The 22,891-nt window shown below is 69.9% G+C and carries 16 protein-coding genes and 1 pseudogene; 12 read left to right on the forward strand and 5 right to left on the reverse strand.

The window, feature by feature from the left end:
* The 3 genes and pseudogenes from ABTU92_RS05465 to ABTU92_RS05475 all read right to left on the reverse strand — a co-directional run.
* Positions 1-203: pseudogene (locus ABTU92_RS05465) on the reverse strand (hypothetical protein); the annotation flags it as partial.
* A gap of 219 nt (positions 204-422) precedes the next feature.
* Positions 423-1,991, reverse strand: a complete 1,569-nt coding sequence (locus tag ABTU92_RS05470; RefSeq protein WP_408088438.1) for a sigma-54-dependent transcriptional regulator — start codon at positions 1,989-1,991, stop codon at positions 423-425.
* A 234-nt stretch (positions 1,992-2,225) separates the two neighbouring features.
* Positions 2,226-3,572, reverse strand: a complete 1,347-nt coding sequence (locus ABTU92_RS05475; protein ID WP_408088440.1) for a nicotinate phosphoribosyltransferase — start codon at positions 3,570-3,572, stop codon at positions 2,226-2,228.
* Between the two features lie 457 nt (positions 3,573-4,029).
* Here ABTU92_RS05475 and ABTU92_RS05480 point away from each other — a divergent pair, with 457 nt between their 5' ends.
* The 8 genes from ABTU92_RS05480 (at position 4,030) to ABTU92_RS05515 (ending at position 13,127) form a co-directional block, all read left to right on the forward strand.
* A complete protein-coding gene (locus tag ABTU92_RS05480; RefSeq protein WP_408088442.1) occupies positions 4,030-5,451 on the forward strand; it encodes an SLC13 family permease in 1,422 nt (473 codons plus the stop codon).
* Positions 5,452-5,512: 61 nt separating this feature from the next.
* Positions 5,513-6,637: a 2-oxoacid:acceptor oxidoreductase subunit alpha gene (locus tag ABTU92_RS05485; RefSeq protein WP_408088444.1), complete on the forward strand. Its 1,125-nt coding sequence runs from the start codon at positions 5,513-5,515 to the stop codon at positions 6,635-6,637.
* Between the two features lie 22 nt (positions 6,638-6,659).
* On the forward strand, positions 6,660-7,538 hold the full coding sequence (locus ABTU92_RS05490; RefSeq protein ID WP_408088446.1) for a thiamine pyrophosphate-dependent enzyme: 879 nt from the start codon (positions 6,660-6,662) through the stop codon (positions 7,536-7,538).
* Positions 7,539-7,580: 42 nt separating this feature from the next.
* A complete protein-coding gene (locus ABTU92_RS05495; protein WP_408088448.1) occupies positions 7,581-8,123 on the forward strand; it encodes a 2-oxoacid:acceptor oxidoreductase family protein in 543 nt (180 codons plus the stop codon).
* An 11-nt stretch (positions 8,124-8,134) separates the two neighbouring features.
* Positions 8,135-9,724: an FAD-dependent oxidoreductase gene (locus tag ABTU92_RS05500; RefSeq protein WP_408088450.1), complete on the forward strand. Its 1,590-nt coding sequence runs from the start codon at positions 8,135-8,137 to the stop codon at positions 9,722-9,724.
* A gap of 194 nt (positions 9,725-9,918) precedes the next feature.
* The gene (locus tag ABTU92_RS05505) at positions 9,919-10,845 is read left to right on the forward strand and encodes a bifunctional enoyl-CoA hydratase/phosphate acetyltransferase (RefSeq protein ID WP_408088452.1); all 927 of its coding nucleotides are present in this window, start codon (positions 9,919-9,921) and stop codon (positions 10,843-10,845) included.
* A gap of 171 nt (positions 10,846-11,016) precedes the next feature.
* Positions 11,017-12,144, forward strand: coding sequence for a butyrate kinase (gene buk / locus ABTU92_RS05510; protein WP_408088454.1), 1,128 nt, complete (start codon positions 11,017-11,019; stop codon positions 12,142-12,144).
* Positions 12,141-13,127: a D-isomer specific 2-hydroxyacid dehydrogenase family protein gene (locus tag ABTU92_RS05515; RefSeq protein WP_408088456.1), complete on the forward strand. Its 987-nt coding sequence runs from the start codon at positions 12,141-12,143 to the stop codon at positions 13,125-13,127. The genes buk and ABTU92_RS05515 overlap by 4 nt, the downstream gene beginning before the upstream one ends.
* Here the strand turns inward: ABTU92_RS05515 and ABTU92_RS05520 are convergent.
* Positions 13,117-15,189, reverse strand: coding sequence for a sigma 54-interacting transcriptional regulator (locus ABTU92_RS05520; protein WP_408088458.1), 2,073 nt, complete (start codon positions 15,187-15,189; stop codon positions 13,117-13,119). The two genes, ABTU92_RS05515 and ABTU92_RS05520, sit on opposite strands and share 11 nt — an antisense overlap.
* Positions 15,190-15,676: 487 nt before the next feature.
* Here ABTU92_RS05520 and ABTU92_RS05525 point away from each other — a divergent pair, with 487 nt between their 5' ends.
* From ABTU92_RS05525 to ABTU92_RS05540, 4 genes are all read left to right on the forward strand, one after another.
* Entirely contained in the window at positions 15,677-16,603 is a 927-nt protein-coding gene (locus ABTU92_RS05525; protein ID WP_408088460.1) for a DUF6282 family protein, read from the forward strand.
* Between the two features lie 63 nt (positions 16,604-16,666).
* Positions 16,667-17,581: a hypothetical protein gene (locus ABTU92_RS05530; RefSeq protein WP_408088462.1), complete on the forward strand. Its 915-nt coding sequence runs from the start codon at positions 16,667-16,669 to the stop codon at positions 17,579-17,581.
* 28 nt (positions 17,582-17,609) lie between these two features.
* Positions 17,610-18,386, forward strand: coding sequence for an HpcH/HpaI aldolase family protein (locus ABTU92_RS05535; RefSeq protein WP_408088464.1), 777 nt, complete (start codon positions 17,610-17,612; stop codon positions 18,384-18,386).
* A 635-nt stretch (positions 18,387-19,021) separates the two neighbouring features.
* The gene (locus ABTU92_RS05540; RefSeq protein WP_408088466.1) at positions 19,022-22,045 is read left to right on the forward strand and encodes a PAS domain S-box protein; all 3,024 of its coding nucleotides are present in this window, start codon (positions 19,022-19,024) and stop codon (positions 22,043-22,045) included.
* Here ABTU92_RS05540 and ABTU92_RS05545 read toward each other — a convergent pair.
* Positions 22,012-22,737, reverse strand: a complete 726-nt coding sequence (locus ABTU92_RS05545; protein ID WP_408088468.1) for a response regulator transcription factor — start codon at positions 22,735-22,737, stop codon at positions 22,012-22,014. The genes ABTU92_RS05540 and ABTU92_RS05545 overlap by 34 nt on opposite strands.
* Positions 22,738-22,891 lie beyond the last annotated feature (154 nt).

A 22,891-nucleotide genomic window follows, 5' to 3' on the forward strand; every position in this document is an offset into this window, starting at 1 on the left:
GCGGCGGCGACCGGCGCCGGATCGGCGGGCGCGAGATCGGCCGGCGTCACGGCGAGCGGAGCCGGCTCGGTCGGCGGAACCGCGTCGAGCGCGGGCGCCGTCGGAGCGGCGGCCGGCGTGTCGGGTGCGGACTGGGCGTGGGCGGTGCCGAGGGCGAGAACCAGCGCGAGCGCCGTTCCGGCGAGCAGACGATCGAAGCGCATAGGCGATGTCCTCCCAGGGGCAAACGTCAGCACCACATCGAGCCCGCCGCGCGACGCCGACGGTTCCGGATCGGCGGCGCCGCCGACCCGGGAGACTCGAATTTCTCCGCAGCCGCCGCGAAGCGACGCACGGCCACGGCATCGGGACTTCAACTTAGCTCAGCCGGTTGCGGCCGAGCCCCAGTTTTCGTGGCCTACGTCGCGGTTTTCGCGGCGCTGTCACCGGGCGGACACGTCGACGGTCGCGTCGTCCTCCGACGGCGCCATGCCGAGCCCTTCCAGCTTGCGATACAAAGTCGACCGGCCGATCCGCAATTTGCGTGCGACCTCAGACATTTGCCCATTGTAATGGGCGATCGCGAAGCGGATCGCGCCGGCCTCGATCTCGTCCAGCGGCCGCACCTCGCCGTCCGGCCCCAGAAGCGGCATCAGGTCGGCCGCGGACGGCATCGTGTCGGTGAGCGAGACGGCGACCGGTCCGGTCTGCGGCAAATTCGTGGCGGCGAGCCTCGTTGCCGAGAGCGGGCCGGACGTGTTCGCGGCGCCCGCCGGCACCGTTGCCGGGACCAGCGAAGGCGGCGACTCCGCGGTCGGAATCGGCACGGTCGCGGCGGTGACGATCTGCGGGAACTCGTCAGGTCCGATCTCGTCGCCCTCGGCCAGCACGACGGCGCGGAACACCGCGTTCTCGAGCTGGCGCACATTGCCGGGCCAGGCGTGGCCGGCGAGCAGGGCCAGCGCCTCGGCCGAGACGCGGCGCACCCGCCGCCCCTCCTCGGCCGCGAACCGCACCAGGAAATGGCGCACGAGCTCCGGGATGTCCTCGGCCCGCGCCCGCAGCGGCGGCAGCGTGATCGGGAAGACGTGCAGGCGGTAGAACAGGTCCTCGCGGAAGCGCCCGGCGCCGACGTCGGCGATCAGGTCCCGATTGGTCGCCGAGATCAGCCGCACGTCGACCTTGACGGGGCGCCGCCCGCCGACCGGCTCGACCTCGCCCTCCTGGAGGGCGCGCAGGAGCTTCACCTGGGCGGCCGGCGGCAGCTCGCCCACCTCGTCGAGGAACAGGGTGCCGCCCGAGGCCTCGACGAACTTGCCGACATGCCTCTCCGAGGCGCCCGTGAAGGCGCCCTTCTCGTGGCCGAACAGGATCGACTCGACGAGCGTGTCGGGCAGCGCGCCGCAGTTCACGGCGACGAAAGGCTTCGCCCGGCGCTCGCCGGACCCGTGGATGGCGCGGGCGAGCAGCTCCTTGCCGACGCCCGATTCGCCGCCGATCAACACCGGGATCGTCGACGTCGCCGCCTTCTCGGCGGCGCGCAGCACGGCCCGCATCGCCGGGCTGCGGGTGACGATGTCCTTGATCGTCAGGGTGCCGGCGCGGCTGCGCTTGAGGCGCGACAGCTCGCCTTCGAGAGCGCGCGCCTGCAGGGCGTTGCGCAGCGACACGAGCAGCCGCTCCGGCCCGACCGGCTTGACCACGAAGTCGACCGCGCCGGCCCGCATCGCCGAGACGACGTTGTCGATGCCGCCATGCGCGGTCTGGACGATCACGGGCAGGGCGTGACCGAGGTCGCGCAGCCGCGAGAGCACGCCGAGCCCGTCGAGATCCGGCATCACGAGGTCGAGCACCACGGCGTCGACGGCCGGCGCGTCGGGGTCGGCGAGCAGCGCCACGGCGGCGTCGCCGCCCGGGACCGACACCGCGTCGAAGCCGAATTTCTGGACGAGCCCCTCCAGCAGGCGCCGCTGCACCGGGTCGTCGTCCACGATGAGGATGCGCTCCGCCATGGCGGCCCCGGTCCGGATCGGATGTCCCGAATTGGGGCATTAATCCAGATCAGGCTTAACGGGGGCTTACCGAGGCGGCGCCGGAGGCCGCGACCTCGTGTCCCGGGCGCGGCGCGCAGCGCCGCGACCCGGGACCCAGGGCGACCGGGCGAACCGCTCGTCGAACCGCCCCTGGGCCCCGGCTCACCGCACGGCGCGATGCCCCGCGCGGCGTCCGGGGCACGAGGCGGAACATCACCCGTGCGCGGCGATGCGGCGGTCGACCGCCTCGGTGAGGTCGTGCAGGGCGGTGCCGATCTCGACCCGGTAGGGGCCGGGATGCAGCGGGTCGCGCAGCGCCTTCGGCAGCGCGGCGAGCTCGGCGGCGGCGCGCGCCCGAATCTCGGCGAGCGTCGGATCGCGACGCACCCGCTCGCCCGCCCGCATCACCGGCGCGAGCAGCGTCTCTCCCGGCAGCGTCTCGCCGTCGAGCGAGATGACGTCGCCCGCGATCGTGCCGTCCGCCGCATGAGTGCGCCACACCTGCTTGCGGCCTGGAAACGTCTGCTTCGCGGCCGAGCGCTTGCGCCGCGCCACGCCCTTGTACTCCTGCAGCTTGTAGACGATGTCGAGCACCGGCTGGTCCTGCGACGTGGTGAGCGCGGTGCCGACCCCGTAGCCGTCGATCGGCGCGCCCGACTCGACGATCGCGGCGATCTGCCCCTCCTCGAGCCCACCCGAGACGAAGATCTTGATGTCCGGGCAGCCGCCCGCATCGAGGATGGCGCGCACCCGCCGCGACAGGCCGACGAGGTCTCCACTGTCGATGCGCACCGAGCGGATCACGATGCCTTCCCGCGCGAGCTTCGGGGCGAGGGCGACGACCTTCCGGGCCGCGGCCTCGGGATCGTAGGTGTCGATCAGCAGCGTGAGATTGTCCGGCCGCGCCCGCGCGAACGATTCGAAGGCGACGCTCTCGTCCTCGTGCGCCTGCACGTAGGAGTGCGCCATGGTGCCGTAGATCGGGATGCCCCACAGCATCTCGGCCAGCACGGTCGCGGTGCCGGCGAAGCCGGCGACGTAGGACGCGCGCGCCGCCATCAGCCCGGCTTCGGCCCCGTGCGCCCGGCGGAAGCCGAAGTCGACAAGCGTCTTGCCGGGTGCCGCCAGCATCACGCGCGCCGCCTTGGTGGCGACCAGGCTCTGCATCTGGATCAGGTTGATGAGCCGCGACTCCAGGAGCTGCGCGAGCGGCAGCGGCGCCGTGACCCTGAGAATCGGCTCGTGCGGGAAGAACACCGTGCCCTCCGGCATGGCGTCGATGTCGCCCGCGAAGCGCAGGGTCGCGAGATAGTCGAGCATCGCGGCGTCGAACCGGCCGCTCTGTTCCAGATAGGTGAGCTCGTCGGCGGAGAACCGGAAGCCGGCGAGCCAGTCCACCGCCTGCTCGAGCCCGGCGGTCATCAGGAAGGACCGCCCCGGCGGCAACCGCCGCACGAACAGCTCGAACGACGCCGTCCCGGTCATCCCGTTGGCGAGATAGGCCTGCATCATGTTGAGCTGGTAGAGGTCCGTCAGCAGCGGACTGTCACCGATGTTCATGTTTTCGGTCCGTGGATTTTTGCGGGGCCGGCGCCTGACCAGCACACCCTCGCCGGCGGTGTAGCACGACGGCGAGGGTCGGGGGAGCCCGTGCGGCCGAGGATCGAACGGCGGCGCGTTCATTTTTTTGACGGCGTTGAAAGTTTGAACATCCGGCCGCGTTCACGACCGCCTTTGCCGTGCGTCCGACGCTGCGTTCGCCAATCCGCAGATCACCTTACGGGTTCGTCCGGGGGCGGACCACAATTCTCTGATTCGACAAATTAAAGAGTAGCCGCTCCGCGCCGCCGCCTGCCCCTTCCTGCCTCCGGCGCCCCCACTGGCACCTCGGTTGCTCTCTTCCCGGCGAGCGCCTCCCCCCGTGGGCGTCCGCAGAGGCTTTTCGCCTCTTCTGCCGGTTCGCCGCATCCGCGGCCGAACCTCTCCAGAACACGTTCATAGGTTTCAGGAGCGGACGATGGGAGCTGATAAAGAAAAGCTCGACGTCATCAAGATCATCAGGATCGTCGGATCGCTGGCCGCGATCGCGATCGGCGTCTATGTCGGGACCCTGCCGCCGCCCGACGGCCTGACCACGCAGGCCATGTACGCGCTCGGCATCACGATCTGCGCGGTCGGCTGGTGGATGACCCAGCTCGTGCCGGAATACGTCACCGGCCTGATGATGTGCACGCTGTGGGTCGCGTTCGGCGCCGTGCCGTTCCCGCGCGCCTTCTACAACTTCTCGACGCCAGGCTGGTGGATCATGGTCGGCGCGTTCGGCCTCGGTGCCGTCGCCGGGCGGGTCGGACTCCTGAAGCGAATCTCGCTGTGGGTGCTGTCGCTGGTGCCGCCGACCTTCAAGGGCCAGGTGTTGGGCCTGGTCGGCTCGGGCATCATCATCAGCCCGCTGGTGCCCTCGATGAACGCCAAGGCGGCGCTCTCCTCGCCGATGGCGCTTGCGATCTCCGACTCGCTCGGCCTGCCGCGCAAGAGTGCCGCGGCCGCCGGCATGCTCGGCGCCTGCTATCTCGGCTACGTGATCATGGGCCACATCTTCCTGTCGGGCTCGTTCTCGCACTACGCCCTGATCGCCGCCCTGCCGAAGGAGTTCCAGAACGTCTCCTGGATGGACTGGCTCCTGTGGTCGCTGCCCTGGGGCCTGGTGGTCGGCATCGGCATGACGGTCGCGATCCTGGTCCTCTACTCTCCGAAGGAGAAGGTCGCGCTGCCGGCGAACTACGGCAAGGAGGCCCTCGCCAAGATCGGCCCGATGACTAAGGACGAGAAGATCGTCCTCGCCGTGCTGATCTGCGCGCTCCTGATGTGGATGACCGAGGGCTACCACAAGATCAACTCGGGCGTCGTCGCCGTCACGGCCATGTGCACGCTGCTCGGCGTCCGCACCATGACGGCCAACGACTTCAAGAACGGCATCGAGTGGCCGGCCGTGATGCTGATCGGCAGCGTCTTCAACATGGCCTCGGTGATCGGCTTCCTGAAGATCGACAAGTATCTCGGCTCGCTGCTCGGCCCGTTCCTCGACTCGGTGATCCGCCAGCCGGTGCTGTTCGTCGCCTTCATGGCCGTGTCGGTTTACGGGCTGAAGTTTCTGCTCACCAACATGACGTCGATGTCGGTGATGTTCGCCATGATCCTCTCGCCGCTGCTGGTTCCGCTCGGCGTCAATCCGTGGATCGTGATCTTCGTGACGTTCTGCGCCGGCGGCATCTGGGTCCTGCGCTACACCAACACGATCTACATGTGCGCCCAGTTCGGCACCAAAGACGAGATGGCGACCGACGGGCAGATGGTGAAGCTCACCTTCGTCTACATGGTCCTGATCGTGCTCGGCGCCGTCGTCAGCATTCCCTGGTGGAAGATGCTCGGCCTGATGTGACGCCCGGCGCGACGCGCGCCGGCACTGGATAAACGCTGCCCGACACCATCGGGAGGAACTGATGAAGAATCACGGACGATTGTTGCAGGGCAACGAAGCCATGGCACAGGGCGCGATCTACGCCGGTGCACGCTTCTATGCCGGATATCCGATCACGCCGTCGTCGGAGATCGCCCAGGAATGCTCCCGGGTGATGCCCAAGCTGGGCGGCGTCTACATGCAGATGGAGGACGAGATCGCCTCGATGGCGGCGATCATCGGGGCGTCGCTCACCGGCGCCAAGTCGTTCACGGCGACGTCCGGACCCGGCTTCTCGCTGATGCAGGAGAATCTGGGTCTGGCGATCATGGGCGAGGTGCCCTGCGTCGTGATGAACGTGCAGCGGTCCGGTCCGTCGACCGGGCTGGCCACCAAGCCGGCCCAGTCCGACATCATGCAGATCCGCTGGGGTCGCCACGGCGACCAGGAGCTGATCGCACTGTCGCCGTCGTCGGTCGCCGAGTGCTTCAGCCTGACCGTCGAGGCCTTCAACCTCGCGGAGAGGTTGCGCACCCCGGTGGTTATCGCGGCCGACGAGATCGTCGCCCACATGCGCGAGAACATCGTGATCCCGGACGCGGGCGAGATCGAGGTGATCGACCGCGCCAAGCCGACCGGCGACCCGGCCGCCTATCGGCCGTTCGCCCCGGCGCCGGACGGTGTGCCGCCGATCTCGTCCTACGGCAGCGAGTACATCATGCACGTGTCGAGCTCGATGCACGGGCCCGACGGCTACTCCAACAACTCGCCGGAGAACGCCGCCCGGCAGATCGCCCGCAAGAACGCCAAGTTCGAGCACCATCGCGCCGAGATCGTGAAGACCAAGGCGTTCGAGGCCGACGACGCCGACATTCTGCTCGTCGCCTTCGGCACCGTGACACGGGCGGCGCGCGCCGCGGCCGCCAAGCTGCGGGCCGAGGGCGTCAAGGCCGGCGTGCTGCAGCTCGTCACCGTCTGGCCGTTCCCGAGCGAGGCGGTCGCCGAGCTCGGCGGCCGTGCCCGCACCGTCGTCGTGCCGGAGATGAACTACCACGGCCAGATCGCCGGCGAGGTGAAGAAGGTGCTCGGCGCCGACAAGGACGTCCGGCGGGTGAACGGCTGGAACGGCCAGATCATCACGCCGCGCGACATCCTGAAGGCGATCTGAGCGAGCGGCGAGGAGGTTTCTCATGACTTGCGCCACCAAGACCTGCGCACCGCGAGCCGGCGCCCCAGAGGCTCGCACCGGTGTGCCCTACGCGACCGGCCAGCAGTATCTGAAAGACGGGGTGATGCCGCACATGTGGTGCCCCGGCTGCGGCATCGGTACGATGCTGCGTGCCTGCCTGCGCTCCTTCGAGGAGCTCGGCTACAGCAACCAGGACACCGTCGTCGTCACCGGCATCGGCTGCACGGGCAAGCTCGACGACTATCTCGTCACCCACGCCCTGCACACCACCCACGGCCGCGCGCTCGCCTGCGCGACCGGCATCAAGGCGGCGAAGGACGATCTCCACGTCGTCGTCTTCATGGGCGACGGCGACAGCGTCACGATCGGCGGCAACCATTTCCTGCACGCCGCGCGGCGGAACATGGATCTGACGGCGATCATCATCAACAACTTCAACTTCGGCATGACCGGCGGCCAGTTCTCGGGAACGACCTTCAGCGGGGCGATCACCCAGACGAGCGCCTACGGCAATCCCGAGCGGCAGGTCGACATCTGCGCGCTCGCCGAGGTGGCGGGCGCCAACTACGTCGCCCGCTCGACGCCCTGGCACGTCGACGACCTCAAAACGCTGATCGGCGAGGCGCTGAGCCGCAAGGGCTTCTCGGTGGTCGAGGTGCTGAGCCCCTGCCCGACCCATTTCGGCTCCAACAACAAGATGAAGAAGGGCACCGAGATGATCGCCTGGCTGCAGGAGAAGACCGTGCCGGTCGAGACCTGGCGGACCATGACGCCGGAAGCCCGCGCCGGACTGTTTCCGATCGGCCGGCTGGTCGACCGCAACGAGCCTGACTTCAACGCGCGCTACGCCGAGGTCGGCGCCCGGGCGACCGGCAACTGAGGGCGCGAGACCGATGTTCAAGAACTTCACGAGGTGACCGAGATGTCCAGGAGATCCGAGATCGTTCTCGCCGGATCCGGCGGGCAGGGCGTCCTTCTCGCCGGCACGCTGCTGGGAGAGGCCGCGATCCTGGAAGGCGCCAACGTCGTCCAGACCGTGTCCTACGGCATCGCCACTCGCGGCGGCACGTCGATGACCGAGGTGATCATCGACGACGCCGAGATCGTCTACCAGCAGGTGGAGACCCCGAACGTCGTCCTGGCGATGTCGCCGGAGGCGATGAAGAAATACGAGGGGAGCGCCGCCGAGGGCGCACTGGTGATCTACGACACCACCTTCGTGCCGGAGCGCGAGGGCCGCAATCTCGCCGGCTTCCCGTTCACCGACACGGCCGCCAAGATGGGCAATCCCGGCCTCGCCAATCTCGTCGCGCTCGGCTTCCTGTGCACGGCCGGCGGCATCCTGACCAAGGACGCGCTGGAGATGGCGATCTCCGAGCGCTTCTCCGACAAGAAGCGAGACGCGAACCTCGCAGCGCTGCGCGCCGGCGCGGCTGCGGCGGCGAACGTCCTCGCGGCAGCCTGAAAGAACCAGCCATGAACGACCATGTTCGTCTGGAACCGCGGGTCGCGCCCTGCCGGGCGGCCTGCCCGGCCGGGATCGACGTGCCGCGTTATGTCCGCGAGATCCGCGACGGCGACTTCGACGCGGCGCTCGCCACCATTCGCGAGAAGATCCCCTTCGCGGCGGTGTGCGGCTATGCCTGCTTCCATCCGTGCGAGGCGAAGTGCGCCCGCCGCCAGTTCGACGAGCCGGTGGCGATTCGGCTGCTCAAGCGCGCCGCGGCCGATCTCGCCGCGAAGGTTCCGCCGCCCGCGCCGGCGGCGTCGACCGGCCGCAAGGTCGCGGTCGTCGGCTCCGGTCCGGCCGGCCTCACGGCCGCCTACTATCTCGCGCTGAAGGGCCACGCCGTCACGGTGCTGGAGGCGGCCTCGAAGCCCGGCGGCATGCTGCGCTGGGGCATCCCCGAGTATCGCCTGCCGAACGACGTGGTCGAGACCGAGATCGCCCACATCACGGCGACCGGCGTGACGATCACGACCGGCGCCGCGGTGCGCTCGCCCGAAGCGCTGCTGGCGGATGGCCACGACGCCGTGCTGGTCGCGACCGGCGCCTGGACGCCGGTGAAGCTCGGGGTCGACGGCGAGACCGCCGCCGGTGTCCTCGACGGCATTGACTTCTTGAAGCGCGCCAACGCCGGCGAAAAGGTCGCGCTCGGCGAGACCGTGGCCGTGATCGGCGGCGGCAACACCGCGATCGACGCGGCCCGCACCGCGATCCGTCTCGGCGCGCAGACGACGCTCGTCTATCGCCGCGGCCGCATCGCCATGCCGGCCTCGGCCGAGGAGATCGCCGAGGCCGAGGAGGAAGGGCTCGGCTTCGTGTTCGAGGCGGCGCCCGTGACGATCGAGGCGGGCCGGCTCACCTGCGTCAAGCTCGCCCCGAAGGACGGTGGCAGCGGCCGCGGCGCGACGCTGGTCGCGGTCGACGGCAGCGAGTTCACCATCGCCTGCGACACCGTGATCGTCGCGGCCGGCCAGCAGGCCGACGCCGCGGCGCTGAAGCTGAAGGTGGCGCGCGGCGGCACTGTCGCGGTCGACGACAAGTCCGCAACCTCGGTGCCCGGCGTGTTCGCCGCCGGCGACGTGGTGAGCGGCCCATCGACCATCATCGACGCGATCGCCTCGGGCCGGACCTCGGCGAGCGCCGTCGACATCTTCCTCGGCGGCGACGGCAGGATCGATCCGCCGCGCGCCGAGCCGGTCGAGGCGGACGCGCCCCTCGGCGGCCCGCGCCGCCGCCGCCTCGCGTCGAAGAAGGCCGACCCGGCCGAGCGGGCGAGGAGCTTCGCGCTGGTGGAGGACGGCTTCGACGCCGCGATGGCGCAGAGCGAGGCCGAGCGCTGCCTCGCCTGCCAGACGCACCATCACACGGTGGAGATCACGACCGACATCTGCAAGGCCTGCGGCTACTGCGGCGAGATCTGCACCATGGGCGTGTTCGGCATGTCCGAGACGTTCAACGCGATCGGCTACCAGCCCGCCGTGGCGCTGCATCCCGAGCAGTGCATCGGCTGCCTGAAGTGCTTCGCGGTGTGCCCGGACTTCGCCATCGCGGTGCGCTGACGCAGTCGCACTGACGCATCCCGAAAAACGCGGCCGGACCTGCGGGTCCGGTCTCAACTCTCTCCGCTCCGGCTGCCCACGCTGCAGCCGGTCCCTGGGCTGCGCCCTGACGACGGGTCTTGGCGACAGGCCGACGGGGCCGCCCCGATCGGGCGCGGAGAGCCGTGCTTCCTCGTGCTTTCGAAGGTGCTGCCTTGATCTATCCGAGTTTCGACACGCTGGTCGAGAAGGTCCGCGACGGCGCGGCGCGCCGCAAGGTCGTAGCCGTGGTCGCGGCCGAGGACGACCACACGCTCGAGGCCGTCGCGCAGGCCAGGCGCGACGGGATTCTCGATGCCTGCCTGATCGGTCGCGCGGGGAAAATCCGCGAGCTGCTGGCCGGGCTCGGCGAAGCCGCCGAGGACTTCCGTATCGTCGATGCCGAGGACCCGGCCGCCTCGGCCCGGCGCGCCGCCGAGCTCGTGCGCGACGGCACCGTCGACTTCGTGATGAAGGGCAAGGTCCAGACCGCCGATCTCCTGCGCGCCATGCTCTCCTCGGAAAGCGGCATGCGCACCGGGCGGCTGCTGTCGCATTTCGCCCTCGTCCAGATCCCGAACTATCACAAGCTGATCGGCCTCACCGACGTCGCCATCAATATCGCGCCCGACCTCGCGCAGAAGAAGGAGATCGTCGAGAACGCGGTCGCCACCATGCGGTCGATCGGCTTCGAGCCGCCCAAGGTGGCGCTCTTGTCCTCCGCCGAGACCGTGAACCCGAAGATGCCCGAGACCGCCGAGGCGGCCGCGCTGGCGGAGCTCAACCGCGGCGGCTGGCTGCCCGGCTGTCACGTCGACGGGCCGATCTCCTACGACCTCGCGATCAGCGCCGAGTCGGCGCGCATCAAGGGCTACGACAGCCCCCTGCCCGGCGACGTCGATCTGCTCGTCGTCCCGCACATCTCGGTCGGCAACATCCTGCTCAAGGCACTGCGCTACTCGGCCGGCGCGGCGAGCGCCGGCATCGTGGTCGGCGGCCGGGTGCCGATCGTGCTCACCTCGCGAGCCGTGGAGGCGCAGGACAAGTTCCTGCCGCTGGTCATCGCCGCCTCGGTGAGCGACGACCAGACCGGGATCCACTGACGTCGCCCCGTCCTCCGCCCGTCCCCGCGAAAGCGGGGATCCAGAGCCCCGCGTCGTGGCGCCCCTGGGCCCCCTCTTCGCGGGGACGAGCGGACGCCGGGTTCGGTTCATCACAACCGAACCCGCTCCGCGCCCGAACGCGCCGCGCACCCCGCTCCTGAAAGAACCGCCATGATCGACACAAAACTCATCCTGACCATCAACCCCGGCTCGACGTCGACCAAGATCGCCGTCTTCGCCGACGAGGCCCGCCTGCTCGAGCGCAAGGTCGATCACTCCGCCGCCGACCTCGCGCCGTTCGACACAGTCGGCGACCAGTTCCAGATGCGTAAGGCCGCGATCGTCGCTGCGCTGACGGCCGAGGGCTTCGACCTCGGCACGCTCGCCGCTGTCGCGGGGCGCGGCGGCAAGCTGCCGCCGTTGAAGCGCGGCGCGTATCTCGTCAACGACGACATGGTCGAGTTCCTGCGCCACCGGCCGATCGACCAGCACGCCTCCAATCTCGGCGCCCTGATCGCCCACGACATCGCCGAGCCGCTCGGCATCCCCTCCTTCATCTACGACGCCGTCGTGGTCGACGAGATGGAGGACATCGCCCGCTTCTCCGGCGTCCCGGAGCTGACGCGGCGCGCCTCCTGCCACGTCCTCAACATGCGGGCGATGGCGATCAAGGTCCTGAAGCGCGACGGCCTGCGGCTGGAGGACGCCAACATCGTCGTCTGCCACATGGGCGGCGGCGTCACCGCGACCGTGATCTCGGGCGGCCGGATGATCGACGTCTTGACCGACGAGGAAGGTCCGTTCTCGCCGGAGCGCGCAGGCCGGGTTCCGTGCCGGCAGCTCGTCGATCTCTGCTTCTCCGGCGACCACGACCGCAAGTCGGCGACCAAGCTGATGCGCGGCGTCGGCGGTCTCGTCGCCTATCTGGGCACCAACAGCGCGCTCGAGGTGGAAGCCCGCATCGATGCCGGCGACGCCGAGGCGGACCTCGTCTATCGGGCGATGGCGTACCAGATCGCCAAGGGGATCGGCGAGCTTTCGACCGTGGTGATGGGGAAGGTCGACCGCATCGTGCTGACCGGCGCCATCGCGCATTCGCAGCGGATGACCGACATGGTGTCCGAGCGCGTCGCGTTCATCGCACCGGTCGAGATCGTCCCGGGCGAGAACGAGCTCGAGGCGCTGGCCGCCGGAACGCTGCGCGTGCTGCGCGGCGAGGAAACGCCGAATGTCTTCGTCGCGCCGCCGCGCCCCCGTCCTGCCGCCGAGCGGCGCGTCGCCGAGGTCTCCCGCGCATGAACGTGATCGCCTATGCGGCGCGCGCTTACGAGAGCGACGCCTTCGACCGCTTCGCCGAGGAGCTCGGCATCTCCCTGACCCGGGTGCCGCAGAACCTCTCGCTCGACAACGCGCATCTCGCCAAGGGCTTCGAGTGCGTGACGATCCTCAGCGCCTGCGATGCGAGCGCGCCGGTGCTGGAGATTCTCGCGGCCGGCGGCACCCGCTTCGTTGCCGCCCGCACGGCCGGCTACAACAACATCGACGCGCCCGCGGCGCGGCGCCTCGGCATCCGGTTCTCCAACGCGGACTATTCGCCAAACTCGGTCGCCGACTTCGCCGTCATGCTGATCCTGATGTCGATCCGCAAGGCGAAGACCATCATCGCGCGCAACAACGCCCAGGACTACACGATCGTCGGCGCCCAGGGACGCGAGATGCGCAACCTGACGATCGGCATCGTCGGCACCGGACGCATCGGCGCCGCCACGGCCAAGAATCTCTCGGGCTTCGATGCCTGCCTGATCGGCTACGACGTGGTGCCGAACCCGGCCTTGAAAGACCTCGTCACCTACGTGCCGTTCGACGAGCTTCTGGCCGAGAGCGACGTGATCTCGCTGCACGCGCCGCTGACCGCCGGAACCCGGCACCTGATCAATGCCGACACGATCAAGAAAATGAAGGATGGCGTCATCGTCGTGAACTGCGCCCGCGGCGAGCTGATCGACACCGAGGCGCTGATCGAGGCGATCGAGGAGAAGAAGGTCTCGGCCGCGGCCCTCGACGTGCTGGAGAACGAGCGCGGCATCTTCCACGCCGACCACCGCGACGAGATCCTCAAGCACCGGCAGCTCGCGATCCTGCGGGCCTTCCCGAACGTCGTGGTGACCACCCACAACGCCTTCTTCACCGATCAGGCGGTGTGCGACATGGTCGAGGTCGGGCTGCGCTCGCTCGCGAGCTTCGTGCGCACCGGCGCGAGCCCGTGGGAGATCAAGTCCTGAACCGAGCCCCGGCGGCGCGCGCGAAGGGGCCGTCCGTCCGGAACGCGTCGGTATCGCGCGCTTCGGCGTCGGCCTCCTTCATCTTGTTCCACACCGTCACCCGGCTGATGCCGAGCCGGCGCGCGACCTCGACCTTGTTGCCGTTGGTCCGCTCCAGCATCCGCTCGACGATCTGGCGCTGCATGTCGCGCATCGGGCCGACCGCGAGGGTCAGCCGGTCGTCGTCGTCGGTCGTGTCGAGGAGCGGCCGCGGCGACACGGCGTCGCGTCCGTGGGCGCGCGTGTGCTCGCCGAGCAGGAGGCCGATCAGGTCGCTGGTGCGCACCGAGGCGTCGGCGAGGATCGCGAGCTTCTCGAGGAAGTACTCGAGCTCGCGGACATTGCCGGGCCAGGCGTAGCGCTGCAGCAGCCGGATGTCGCCGGCCGAGAGGTCGTCGAGGCGCTTGCCCGTCGTCTCGCTCGCCATCCGCACGAAACGATCGGCGAGCGGCCGGATGTCCTCGGTGCGCTCGCGCAGCGGCGGGAGCCGCAGATTCAAAACACCGAGCCGGAAGAACAGGTCGTCGCGGAACTGGCCCTCGCGAACCATCTGATAGAGATTCTTGTTGGTCGCCGACAGCACCCGGACATTGACCTTGATCACCCGGTCGCCGCCGACCCGCAGGATCTCGCGCTCCTGGAGGACGCGCAGGAGGCGGCTCTGGATCGCCGGCGACACCTCGCCGATCTCGTCGAGAAAGATCGTGCCGTTGTGGGCGAGCTCGAACAGTCCCGCCTTGCCGCCGCGCTTCGCGCCCGTGAAGGCGCCGTCGGCGTAACCGAACAGCTCGCTCTCCAGCAGCGTCTCGGGAAGCGCCGCGCAGTTGATCGCGACGAACGGCCCGTCGCGCCGGTCGCTGGCGTTGTGGATCGACTGGACGAACAGCTCCTTGCCGGTGCCGGTCTCGCCCTCGATCAGCACCGAGGCGGAGGTCTCGGCGAAGCGGCGGGCGCGGTCGATCGCGGTGCGCAGCGCCGCGCTGGTGCCGACGATGTCCTCGAAGCGGTGCTTGGCGACCAGCCCCTTCGAGAGAAGCTGCATGCGGGCCTTGATCTCCAGGCGCTGGATGTCGGTGACGCGCTGGAACGACACGATCGTCTCTTCGAGACGGTCGTTCGCCCGCACCGGGATGCGGTTGACCAGGAGGTCGTCGCCGTCGAGCTTGACGAGCTGGTTGAGCTGGAAGTCGCCGTCGCCGTGCAGTTCGCGCAGCGCCGCCGGCATGCCCTTCTCGTCGAGCCCGCGGGAGAGCACGGCGCCGGCCCGAATGTCGAGGATCCGCTCGGCCGCCGGATTGAACGAGGTGACGCGCCGCCGGCCGTCGACCGACACGATCCCCTGCGCCGAGTAGTCGACGATGCTCTTCATCCGCTGGGCCTTCAGCTCCTCGCGGCCCTTCGACTCGACGATGCTCTTGGCCGACAGGATGGCCTTCTGGATGTTGTGCTGCGACGGGCTGATCAGGGCGAAGTCGATGCCCTGTCCCTCGAGCTGAGCCTGCATGTCGAGAACGCAGTAGCAGGAGACGCCGATCAGCGTGTGGCCCTGCAGCGTCGCCGCGAGCCGGTACTGCGTCTCGAATTCCTCCTTGTGGGAGTACGCGAGGAGCTTGTAGTCCGGCGCCCGGCCGGAGAAGCGGGCCACCCGCTCCATCTCGGGCAGCACTTCGCTGGCGACGCAGAACAGCGCCAGCGGCCGGTCGCGCTCGATCGCCCGCTCGAAGGCGTCGAGAAAGTCGGTGATCGACAGCTTGATGGTGATGACCGGGATCGAGGTGATGCAGGACTCGATGTGTGCCGCCGTACCGCCCTGGCTGACGATCACGTCATAGTCGTGCTGATGCGCGATCGCGTATTGCAGGCCGCCCTTGGTCATCCCGCCTTCGAAGATCTCGATCGGGATGTCGAAATCCTTCGCGAGCCGGCGCACCTGCTCGGACACGCGCGGGCAGATCGACACGAAGAGGATGCGCGACCGCGCGGCCCGCCGGTCGCCGCTCGGCCTGCCCTCTGAGGTTCTCACGGAGTGGCTCCGTTCGACGACCGCCGTCGTCATCGTCGTCCTCGACTGCTCCTCGGCGACGACGGGGCGTCGTCGCGTTCCGCAACGTGGAATTCTACCAGATTTCCGTTGCGCCGGACCGGCGGGCAGTGACCGTCGGGTATGCCGATTGCGACCGGATTGCTCGCGAAACGGCGGCGCCCGTGGCCCGCGACAATCGTCGGTGGCGGCCGCTCGATGGGGCCGGGCCGCACCCGAGGGCTGGCGATTGACAGCCGCGGCGAACGGTCGTTACTTTTTAAAAAGAAAACGGTGTTCCGCTCTCGCGAACACGAGAGAAACCGCCAGGAGGATCGCCGACTCGTCGTCCCGACACCCTTCGCCGCTCCCCGTGCGGCATCGGGGCGGCCGTCGCACGATCGTCCCTCACGCGACGTCCGCGACGCCGCCGCGGACGTCCCTGCCGACGACAGGCCGTCGGCGACGACCATGGAGCCGAGTGCCGACGATGACGCGCGACGACACCGAGGCCCGGATCGACCGGCTGCTGCGCGGCGCCGTCGATCCGCACGTCCACAGCGGCCCGTCGATCGCGCCGCGCGCGCTCGACCACGTCGCGCTGCTGCGCGCCGCCTCGGCGGCCGGCTTCGCCGCGGTGGTGACGAAGGACCACGACTATTCGAGCGCCATGACGGCGGCGCTGATCCGGGCGAACTTTCCGGAGCTGACGACGAAGGTCTATCCGAGCATCGTGCTCAACAACGTGGTCGGCGGGTTCAACCCCTACGCGGTCGAGCACACCGCCGCGATGGGCGGCAAGATCGTCTGGCTGCCGACGCTCGCGGCCGAGAACCATCTGCGCTGGCAGGCGCAGGCGCAGTGGAGCCATCCGGCCTCGACCGACCGGATGCGCCCGCCGGTCGGCATCCCGGTGCTCGACGCCGGCGGCGGCGTGCGCGACGAGGTCAAGGCGGTGCTCGACATCGTCGCCCGCTTCGACATGACGCTGGCGAGCGGGCACCTCCACATCAGCGAGACCTGGGTGGTGTTCGAGGAGGCCAAGCGGCGCGGCGTGACGCGGCTCATCCTCACCCACCCGGAGGAGATCGTCGAGGCGAGCCTCAACGACGTGAAGGGCATGGCCGCGATGGGCGCCTATGTCGAGCACTCGCTCGCCATGTTCATCGAGGGCTCGCGCTTCAAGATCGCCGGCGCCGAGGAACTGCGCCTGCACATCGAGGCGGCCGGCGTCGAGAAGACCATCCTGTGCTCGGATCTCGGCCAGGTCGGGTCGGTCGATCCGATCGAGGGATTCCGGCGCGGTATCGCGATGTGCCTGGCGCTGGGCTACGACGACGACCAGATCCGGCACATGGTGTCGCTGAACGCGGCCCGTGTGCTCGGGCTGGACGCAGACCTGCCGGCGGCCGCCTGATCCGCGGCGCGTTTCAACGACGATCGCGGCGAGCATCACGATCGTTACGACGACGAGGTGACCATGTACGACGTCAGCGACCCCCGCGCCGCCCTCGCGCCGGCGGCTCCCGCCAAGACGGCCGGCGCCGGCGCGGCCGCAGGCCCGTTCGGCGGCGCCGAGTATGTGCGCTTCTACGCCGAGGCGCCGCAGGAGGACGGGCCCGCCGGGAAGACCTGGTACGCCCGCGGCCAGAACTTCGTCATCGCCTATTCGGAGCCGACCGTAGGCGCCGTGCTGGCGCGCGAGGCGCAGGAAGACGAGTACGCGGTGCTGATGCCCGACCGGCGGAGCGTCGTCGAGATCACCACGCGCGACGGCACCACGACGGTGGAGGGCAACTCCCTCGCCTTCGTCCCGCCGGGACCATCGAAGATCAAGGTGATCGTCCCGGGCCGCATCATCCGCATGATCACCACGCGGGCCGCCGACCTCGTCGCCATGTGCAGCAACGCCGGCGCGTATGCGGACGCGAAGCCACTCGTCGCGCCGCTCGCGCCGTGGCCGGCGCCGAAGGGCGGCCACAAGCTGCACGTCTACGGCCTCGACGTGCCGCCCGAGAAGGGCCGCTTCGGCCGCATCTGGCGCGGCAGCACCTTCATGGTGAACTTCCTCGATTCCTATCAGGGGCCGCGCGACGCGACCCGGCTCTCGCCGCATCACCACGACGACTTCGAGCAGTGCTCGCTGGCGATCGAGGGCGAGTTCGTCCACCATCTGCGCTGGCCCTGGACCGTCAACAAGACGTTCTGGCGCGCCGACGATCACGAGCTGTGCGGCAGCCCGTCGATCGCCGTCATCCCGCCGCCGGCGATTCACACGACCGAGGCGGTCGGCCCCGGCCTCAACCAGCTCGTCGACATCTTCTGCCCGCCGCGGCTCGACTTCTCGCAGAAACCCGGCTGGGTGCTCAACGCCGACGACTATCCGATTCCGTGACGCACAGCGACACAGCGGACACGTGATCATGACCTCATCGCCCTCGACGTTCCGCCAGCGCGTGCTCGCCCGCGAGCCGCTGATCGGCACGTTCCTGAAGACGCCGACCGGCCACGCCACCGAGATCGTCGCCGACGCCGGCTTCGACTTCGTCGTCATCGACCAGGAGCACGCGGCGTTCGATCGCGGCACCACCGACATCGCCATGATGGCGGCACGTGCCGCCGGCGTGCCGGCGCTGGTGCGCGTGCCGGGCCCGGACGCGATCCTCTCGGTGCTCGACAGCGGCGGCGCCGGCGTGCTCGTCCCGCACGTGTCAAGCGCGGATTACGCCCGCAAGGCCGCCGCACTCTGCCGCTATCGCGGCGGCAAGCGCGGCTTCGCCACCAGCACGCCGGCCGGCCGCTACACGGCCGTGCCGATGTGGCGGCACATCGCCGAGTCCGACGCCAGCATCGTGATGGTGGCGCAGATCGAGGACCCCGAGGCACTCGACGAGATCGACGCGATCGCGGCCGTCGAGGGCGTCGACTCGCTGTTCATCGGCCGCGGCGACCTCACCGCCGCCTTCGGCGACGAGACGCCCGACCCGCCGGCGGTGCGCCGCGCGGTCGAGCGCATCACGACGGCGGCGCGCGCTGCCGGCAAGTCGATCAGCGTGTACGCGGCGAACGGCAAGGAAGCGGCCTGGCTCAAGGAGCTCGGCGCCAGCACCTTCGTGGTGTCGTCCGATCAGGGATTCCTACGCGCCGGAGCCCTCGCCGGCCTCGCCGACGTCAAGGCCCGGATCACGACGCCGGCCTGAGCGCGGGACGGCGGTCCCGCCCGTCGCTTGCGTCGAGGCGCTCGAACGCCAAGGGCGGCGTGCTCGGCTGGAGTGGTTTCCGCTGACGTCGACCCACACTCCGCTCATTCCCGCGAAGGCGGGACTCGAGAGCCACACGGCGGGCAGCCTGTGGGCCCCGCCTTCGCGGGGACGAGCGGACGTCGGGCCCGAGTCATGAAGACCGAAAGCCGCTGTCGGCCGGCAACTTCGCCGCCGCGCGCTTCGTCACCCGCGCCAAGCTGCGATGATGCTGTGCTCGATCCTGCCGCAGCCGCCGGAGGAGCAGTCGTAGGCGTTCAGCGTCCTGCCGCCGCCCAAGTTCGAGGTCGACTCGCGCTACGAGTTCCTGAAGAGCAAGACCGACATCCGCAAGGTCGGCAGCCTCGGCGACCCAAGCCCCTACGGCGCGCTGATGCGCGAGTTCGCGCTCGCAGCGCGTTCCGCCGCGCGCCCAGAGTCGGCTATCCGACACAAGAGGGCCGTCCCCCGCGACCTTCCAGGGCGGCGACGAAGATCCAGTCGTAGGCAGCCGGTCACCGTCCTATGATGCGGACCGCCGGTGCCGACGCGGCCCATTCTGGTCGTGGCCTCACGGGATCGGCGAAGGGCTCGCCGTGACCGACGTCCGCCCCGCCGACCAAAGCCGAAGTCGCTCGCTGGCCTGGCACCTGACGGTGCTCGGGCTCGGCCTCGTCGTGCCGGCCTTCCTGTTCACCGGAATCCTGTTCGTCCAGTACTCGCTCTCCGAGAGCGAGCGTCTGAAGGAGCGCACCCGGACGGTCGCCCGGACGCTCGCGGTCGCGGTCGATCGCGAGGTCGCGAACATCTCCACGACGCTCGATGCGCTGGCACTGTCGCCGAGCCTGCAGCGCGGCGACCTCGACGAGTTCTACCGGCACGCCCAGGAGGTCCACCGCAGGCAGCGATTCCACGTCACCCTGCGCGATCCAGAGGGGGTCGGCATCGTCAGCACGCGGCTGCCGATGGGGGCGCGGCTCACCGGCAACCCCCCCGAGCTGAAGGCGGCGGACGCCTATGCGGTGGCGACCGGCCGCCCCTACACCAGCGACCTGATGACCGGCGTGATCACCGGGCAGCCGGCCCTGCACCTGATCGTGCCGACCCGCGTCTCCGGAGCGGCCGGATGGGTGGTGAGCGCCAGCTTCCAGCCCGATTTCCTCAGTCCGACCTTGGAGCGAATGGCGCTGCCGGCCGGATGGTCGGCCGGCATCATCGACCGGCGCGGCTTGCAGATCGTCCGTGTCCCGGCGCTCGACGGTGTCGTGGGGCAGCCGACACGCTGGACCTACCAGGACGACGCCGGATCGTTCACCGCGACCAATGGCGACGGCGTGTCGGCCTTCTTCGCCTACGACACGTCGCAGGCCGGCTGGCGCGTGATCGTCGCCATCCCGACCGCCTCGCTCGAGGCCCCGGTGACCCGCTCCGTCGGCACCCTTCTGGGTCTCGGCGCCGCGCTGGGGATGCTCACGCTGATCCTGACCCGCATCACGGGGCGACGCATCCTGACCGCGATGTCGGTCGTGAACGCGGCCGCGCGACGGATCGGGCGCGGCGAGATCGCCTCGGTCGCGGCGACGCCGGTGACCGAGATCAACACGATCGGGGCGGCGCTGCGCGAGGCGTCGAACGACCTCGCCCGCCGCGCCGAGGAGCGCGACCGCGTCCTCGCCGCCCTGCGCGAGAGCGAGCTGCGCTACCGCACCCTGCACGAGTCGATGCGAGACCCGTTCGTACAGACCGACATGACGGGGCGCATCGTCGCCCACAACGACCTCTATGCCGAGATGCTCGGCTACACGGCCGAGGAGCTGCGCAACCTGACCTATCGGGACCTGACGCCGGAGACCTGGCACGCCGCGGAGGAGACGATCGTGCAGGAGCAAATCCTGCGCCGCGGCTACTCGGACGTCTACGAGAAGGAGTACCGGCGCAAGGACGGCACCGTGATCCCGGTGGAGCTGCGCACCGTTCTGGGCCGTGATGCGAAGGGCAGGCCGAACGCGATGTGGGCGATCGTCCGCGAGGTCGGCGCGCGCAAGCGGGCCGAGCGCGAGCTGCGGCTCGCCAACGAGCGATTCCGCCTCGCGCTCGCGGCGGCGCCCATCACGGTGTTCGCGCAGGACCGCACGCTGCGCTACACCTGGGTGAACAGCGCCGTCTATGGGTGCGCCGCCGACACCGTGATCGGCAAGCGCGACGCCGAGATCCTGGAGCGCGCGGAGGACGCCGCCGTCCTCGACGCCCTCAAGACGCGGGTGATCACGACCGGGATCGGCGAGCGCCACGAGGTCGAGGTCACCTGGCAGGGTGTCGCGTGGTGCTACGACCTGCTGGTCGAGCCGCTGCGCGATCCAGGCGGCACGATCGGCGGGGTGATCTGCGCCGCGATCGAGATCACCGAGCGCAAGCGGGCCGAGCAGGAGCTGTCGCAATCGCAGCGCTTCGAGACGTTCAGCCGGATCGCCGGCGGCATCGCCCACGACTTCAACAATCTCCTGTCCGTCGTCGCCGGGAACCTCGAGCTGGTCGAGACGCGCGAGGCACCCGACGACGTGCGCCGGGCGATCGCCACGTCGCTGTCGGCGATCCGCGACGGCGCCACCCTGTCGCGGCGCATGCAGCAGATTCTCTCGGCCGGCCGGCGCCGCACGCCGGTGCGGGAGCGGCTCGTCGTCAGCGAGCGGGTGAAGACGGCGGCGCGCCTGCTCGAGCACACGGTCGGGCCCGCCGTGACGCTGAGGACCGAGATTGCACCCGACCTGTGGCCGGTCGTGGTCGATCCCGGCGAGATCGACAGCGTCCTCTTCAACCTCGCCCTCAACGCCCGCGAGGCGATGCCGGCGGGCGGCACGCTGACCATCGCGGTGGCGAACGTCGTGGTGACCCCAGGCTCGCCCGAGCTTCGCGACGGCGCGGCGCCAGGCGACCATGTGCGGCTCTCCGTCACCGATAGCGGCGTCGGCATGCCGCCCGAGATCCTGCGCCGGATCGGCGAGCCGTTCTTCAGCACCAAGCGGCTCGGCCAGGGCACCGGGCTCGGCCTCGCCAGCGTGTTCGGGTTCGTTCGAGACGCCGGCGGCTTCGTCGCGGTGACGAGCGCACCGGGCGCCGGCACCTGCGTGTCGCTTTACCTGCCGCGCGCCGCGGCGACGGCCGAGATCGAGACCGGACCGTCCGAGCCGGTGCCGACCGGGGACGGCGAGCTCGTGCTGGTCGTCGAGGACGACGAGCGGGTCCGCCAGGTATCGCTGCGCCGGCTGGAGATGCTCGGCTACGCGGTGCTGGAGGCGCGCGACACCGCCGACGCCTTGGCGCAGATCCGCGCCGGCGAGCCGGTCGACCTGGTGTTCAGCGACATCAGCATGCCGGGCGCCTCGGGCTACGATCTCGCGGCGACGCTGCGGGCCGAGCATCCGACCATCCCGGTGCTGCTGACCACCGGGTTCGAGCCCGGCGATCCGCGCCGCGACGACAGCCGCGCGCCCGCCGGGGTGGCGATCCTCGAGAAGCCCTACAGCATGGCGCGGCTCGCCCGGGCCGTCGCGGCGGCGCTCCACCCGACGCCTCACGTGGCGCAGGATCAGCCGGTCGAGACGTCGCCCGTGAACACGTAGCCGACCCCGCGCACGCTCTTGATCAGGGTCGGCGCCTCGCCGGGCGGCTCGATCTTGCGCCGCAGCCGCGCCACGTGCCCGTCGACGGTACGGTCGAGCGGCTCCCAGCGCCGGCCGACGATCGCGAGCGAGATCTCGTCGCGGCTCAGCACCCGGTTCGGGCAGCGCAGGAACAGATCGAGCAGGCGGATCTCGGTGTCGGTCAGCTCGAGTACCGACCCCGCCGGATCGCGCAGCTCGCGCCGGCCCATGTCGAGAACGCCGGCGGCGAAGCGATGCCGGACATTGGTCGGCCCGTCCCGCTCCGCGGAGGTCTGCAGGCCGGTGTAGTGGCGCAGCACGGTGCGGATGCGCAGCACCACCTCGCGGATGTGGAACGGCTTGGTGATGTAGTCGTCGGCGCCGTGCTCGAGCCCGGTGACCCGGTCGACCGGCTCGCCGCGCGCCGTGATCATCACGATCGGCAGGTTCCGGCGCGCCCGGATCTCGTTGGCGAGCGACAGCCCGTCGTCGCGGCCGAGCCCGAGGTCGAGCGTGATGAGACGGATCGGCTCGGCGTCGAGGGCCTCGAGCAGCGACTGCTTGCCGGCCGCCTCGCGCACCGCGAATCCCTCGGCCTCGAGGCCCTTGCGCAGGACCTCGCGCACCGCCTCGTCGTCGTCGACGACCAGGATGGCTGGCGCTCCGCTCATTTTCGTCGTGCCTTCGCGCACGCCTGCCGGCCGATGGATGTCCGCTTCCGGTGAGAATCCCGTTTAAACGAACCGTGCCGGCGCGCGCAACACATCCGAGCTGTGCGTACAATTCTGCACAAACCCGGCCTTTCACCGGGGCGGGCCGGCATGG

It is taken from the genome of Rhodoplanes sp. SY1 (genome assembly GCF_046000175.1).
In the GTDB taxonomy this organism is placed as follows: domain Bacteria; phylum Pseudomonadota; class Alphaproteobacteria; order Rhizobiales; family Xanthobacteraceae; genus Rhodoplanes.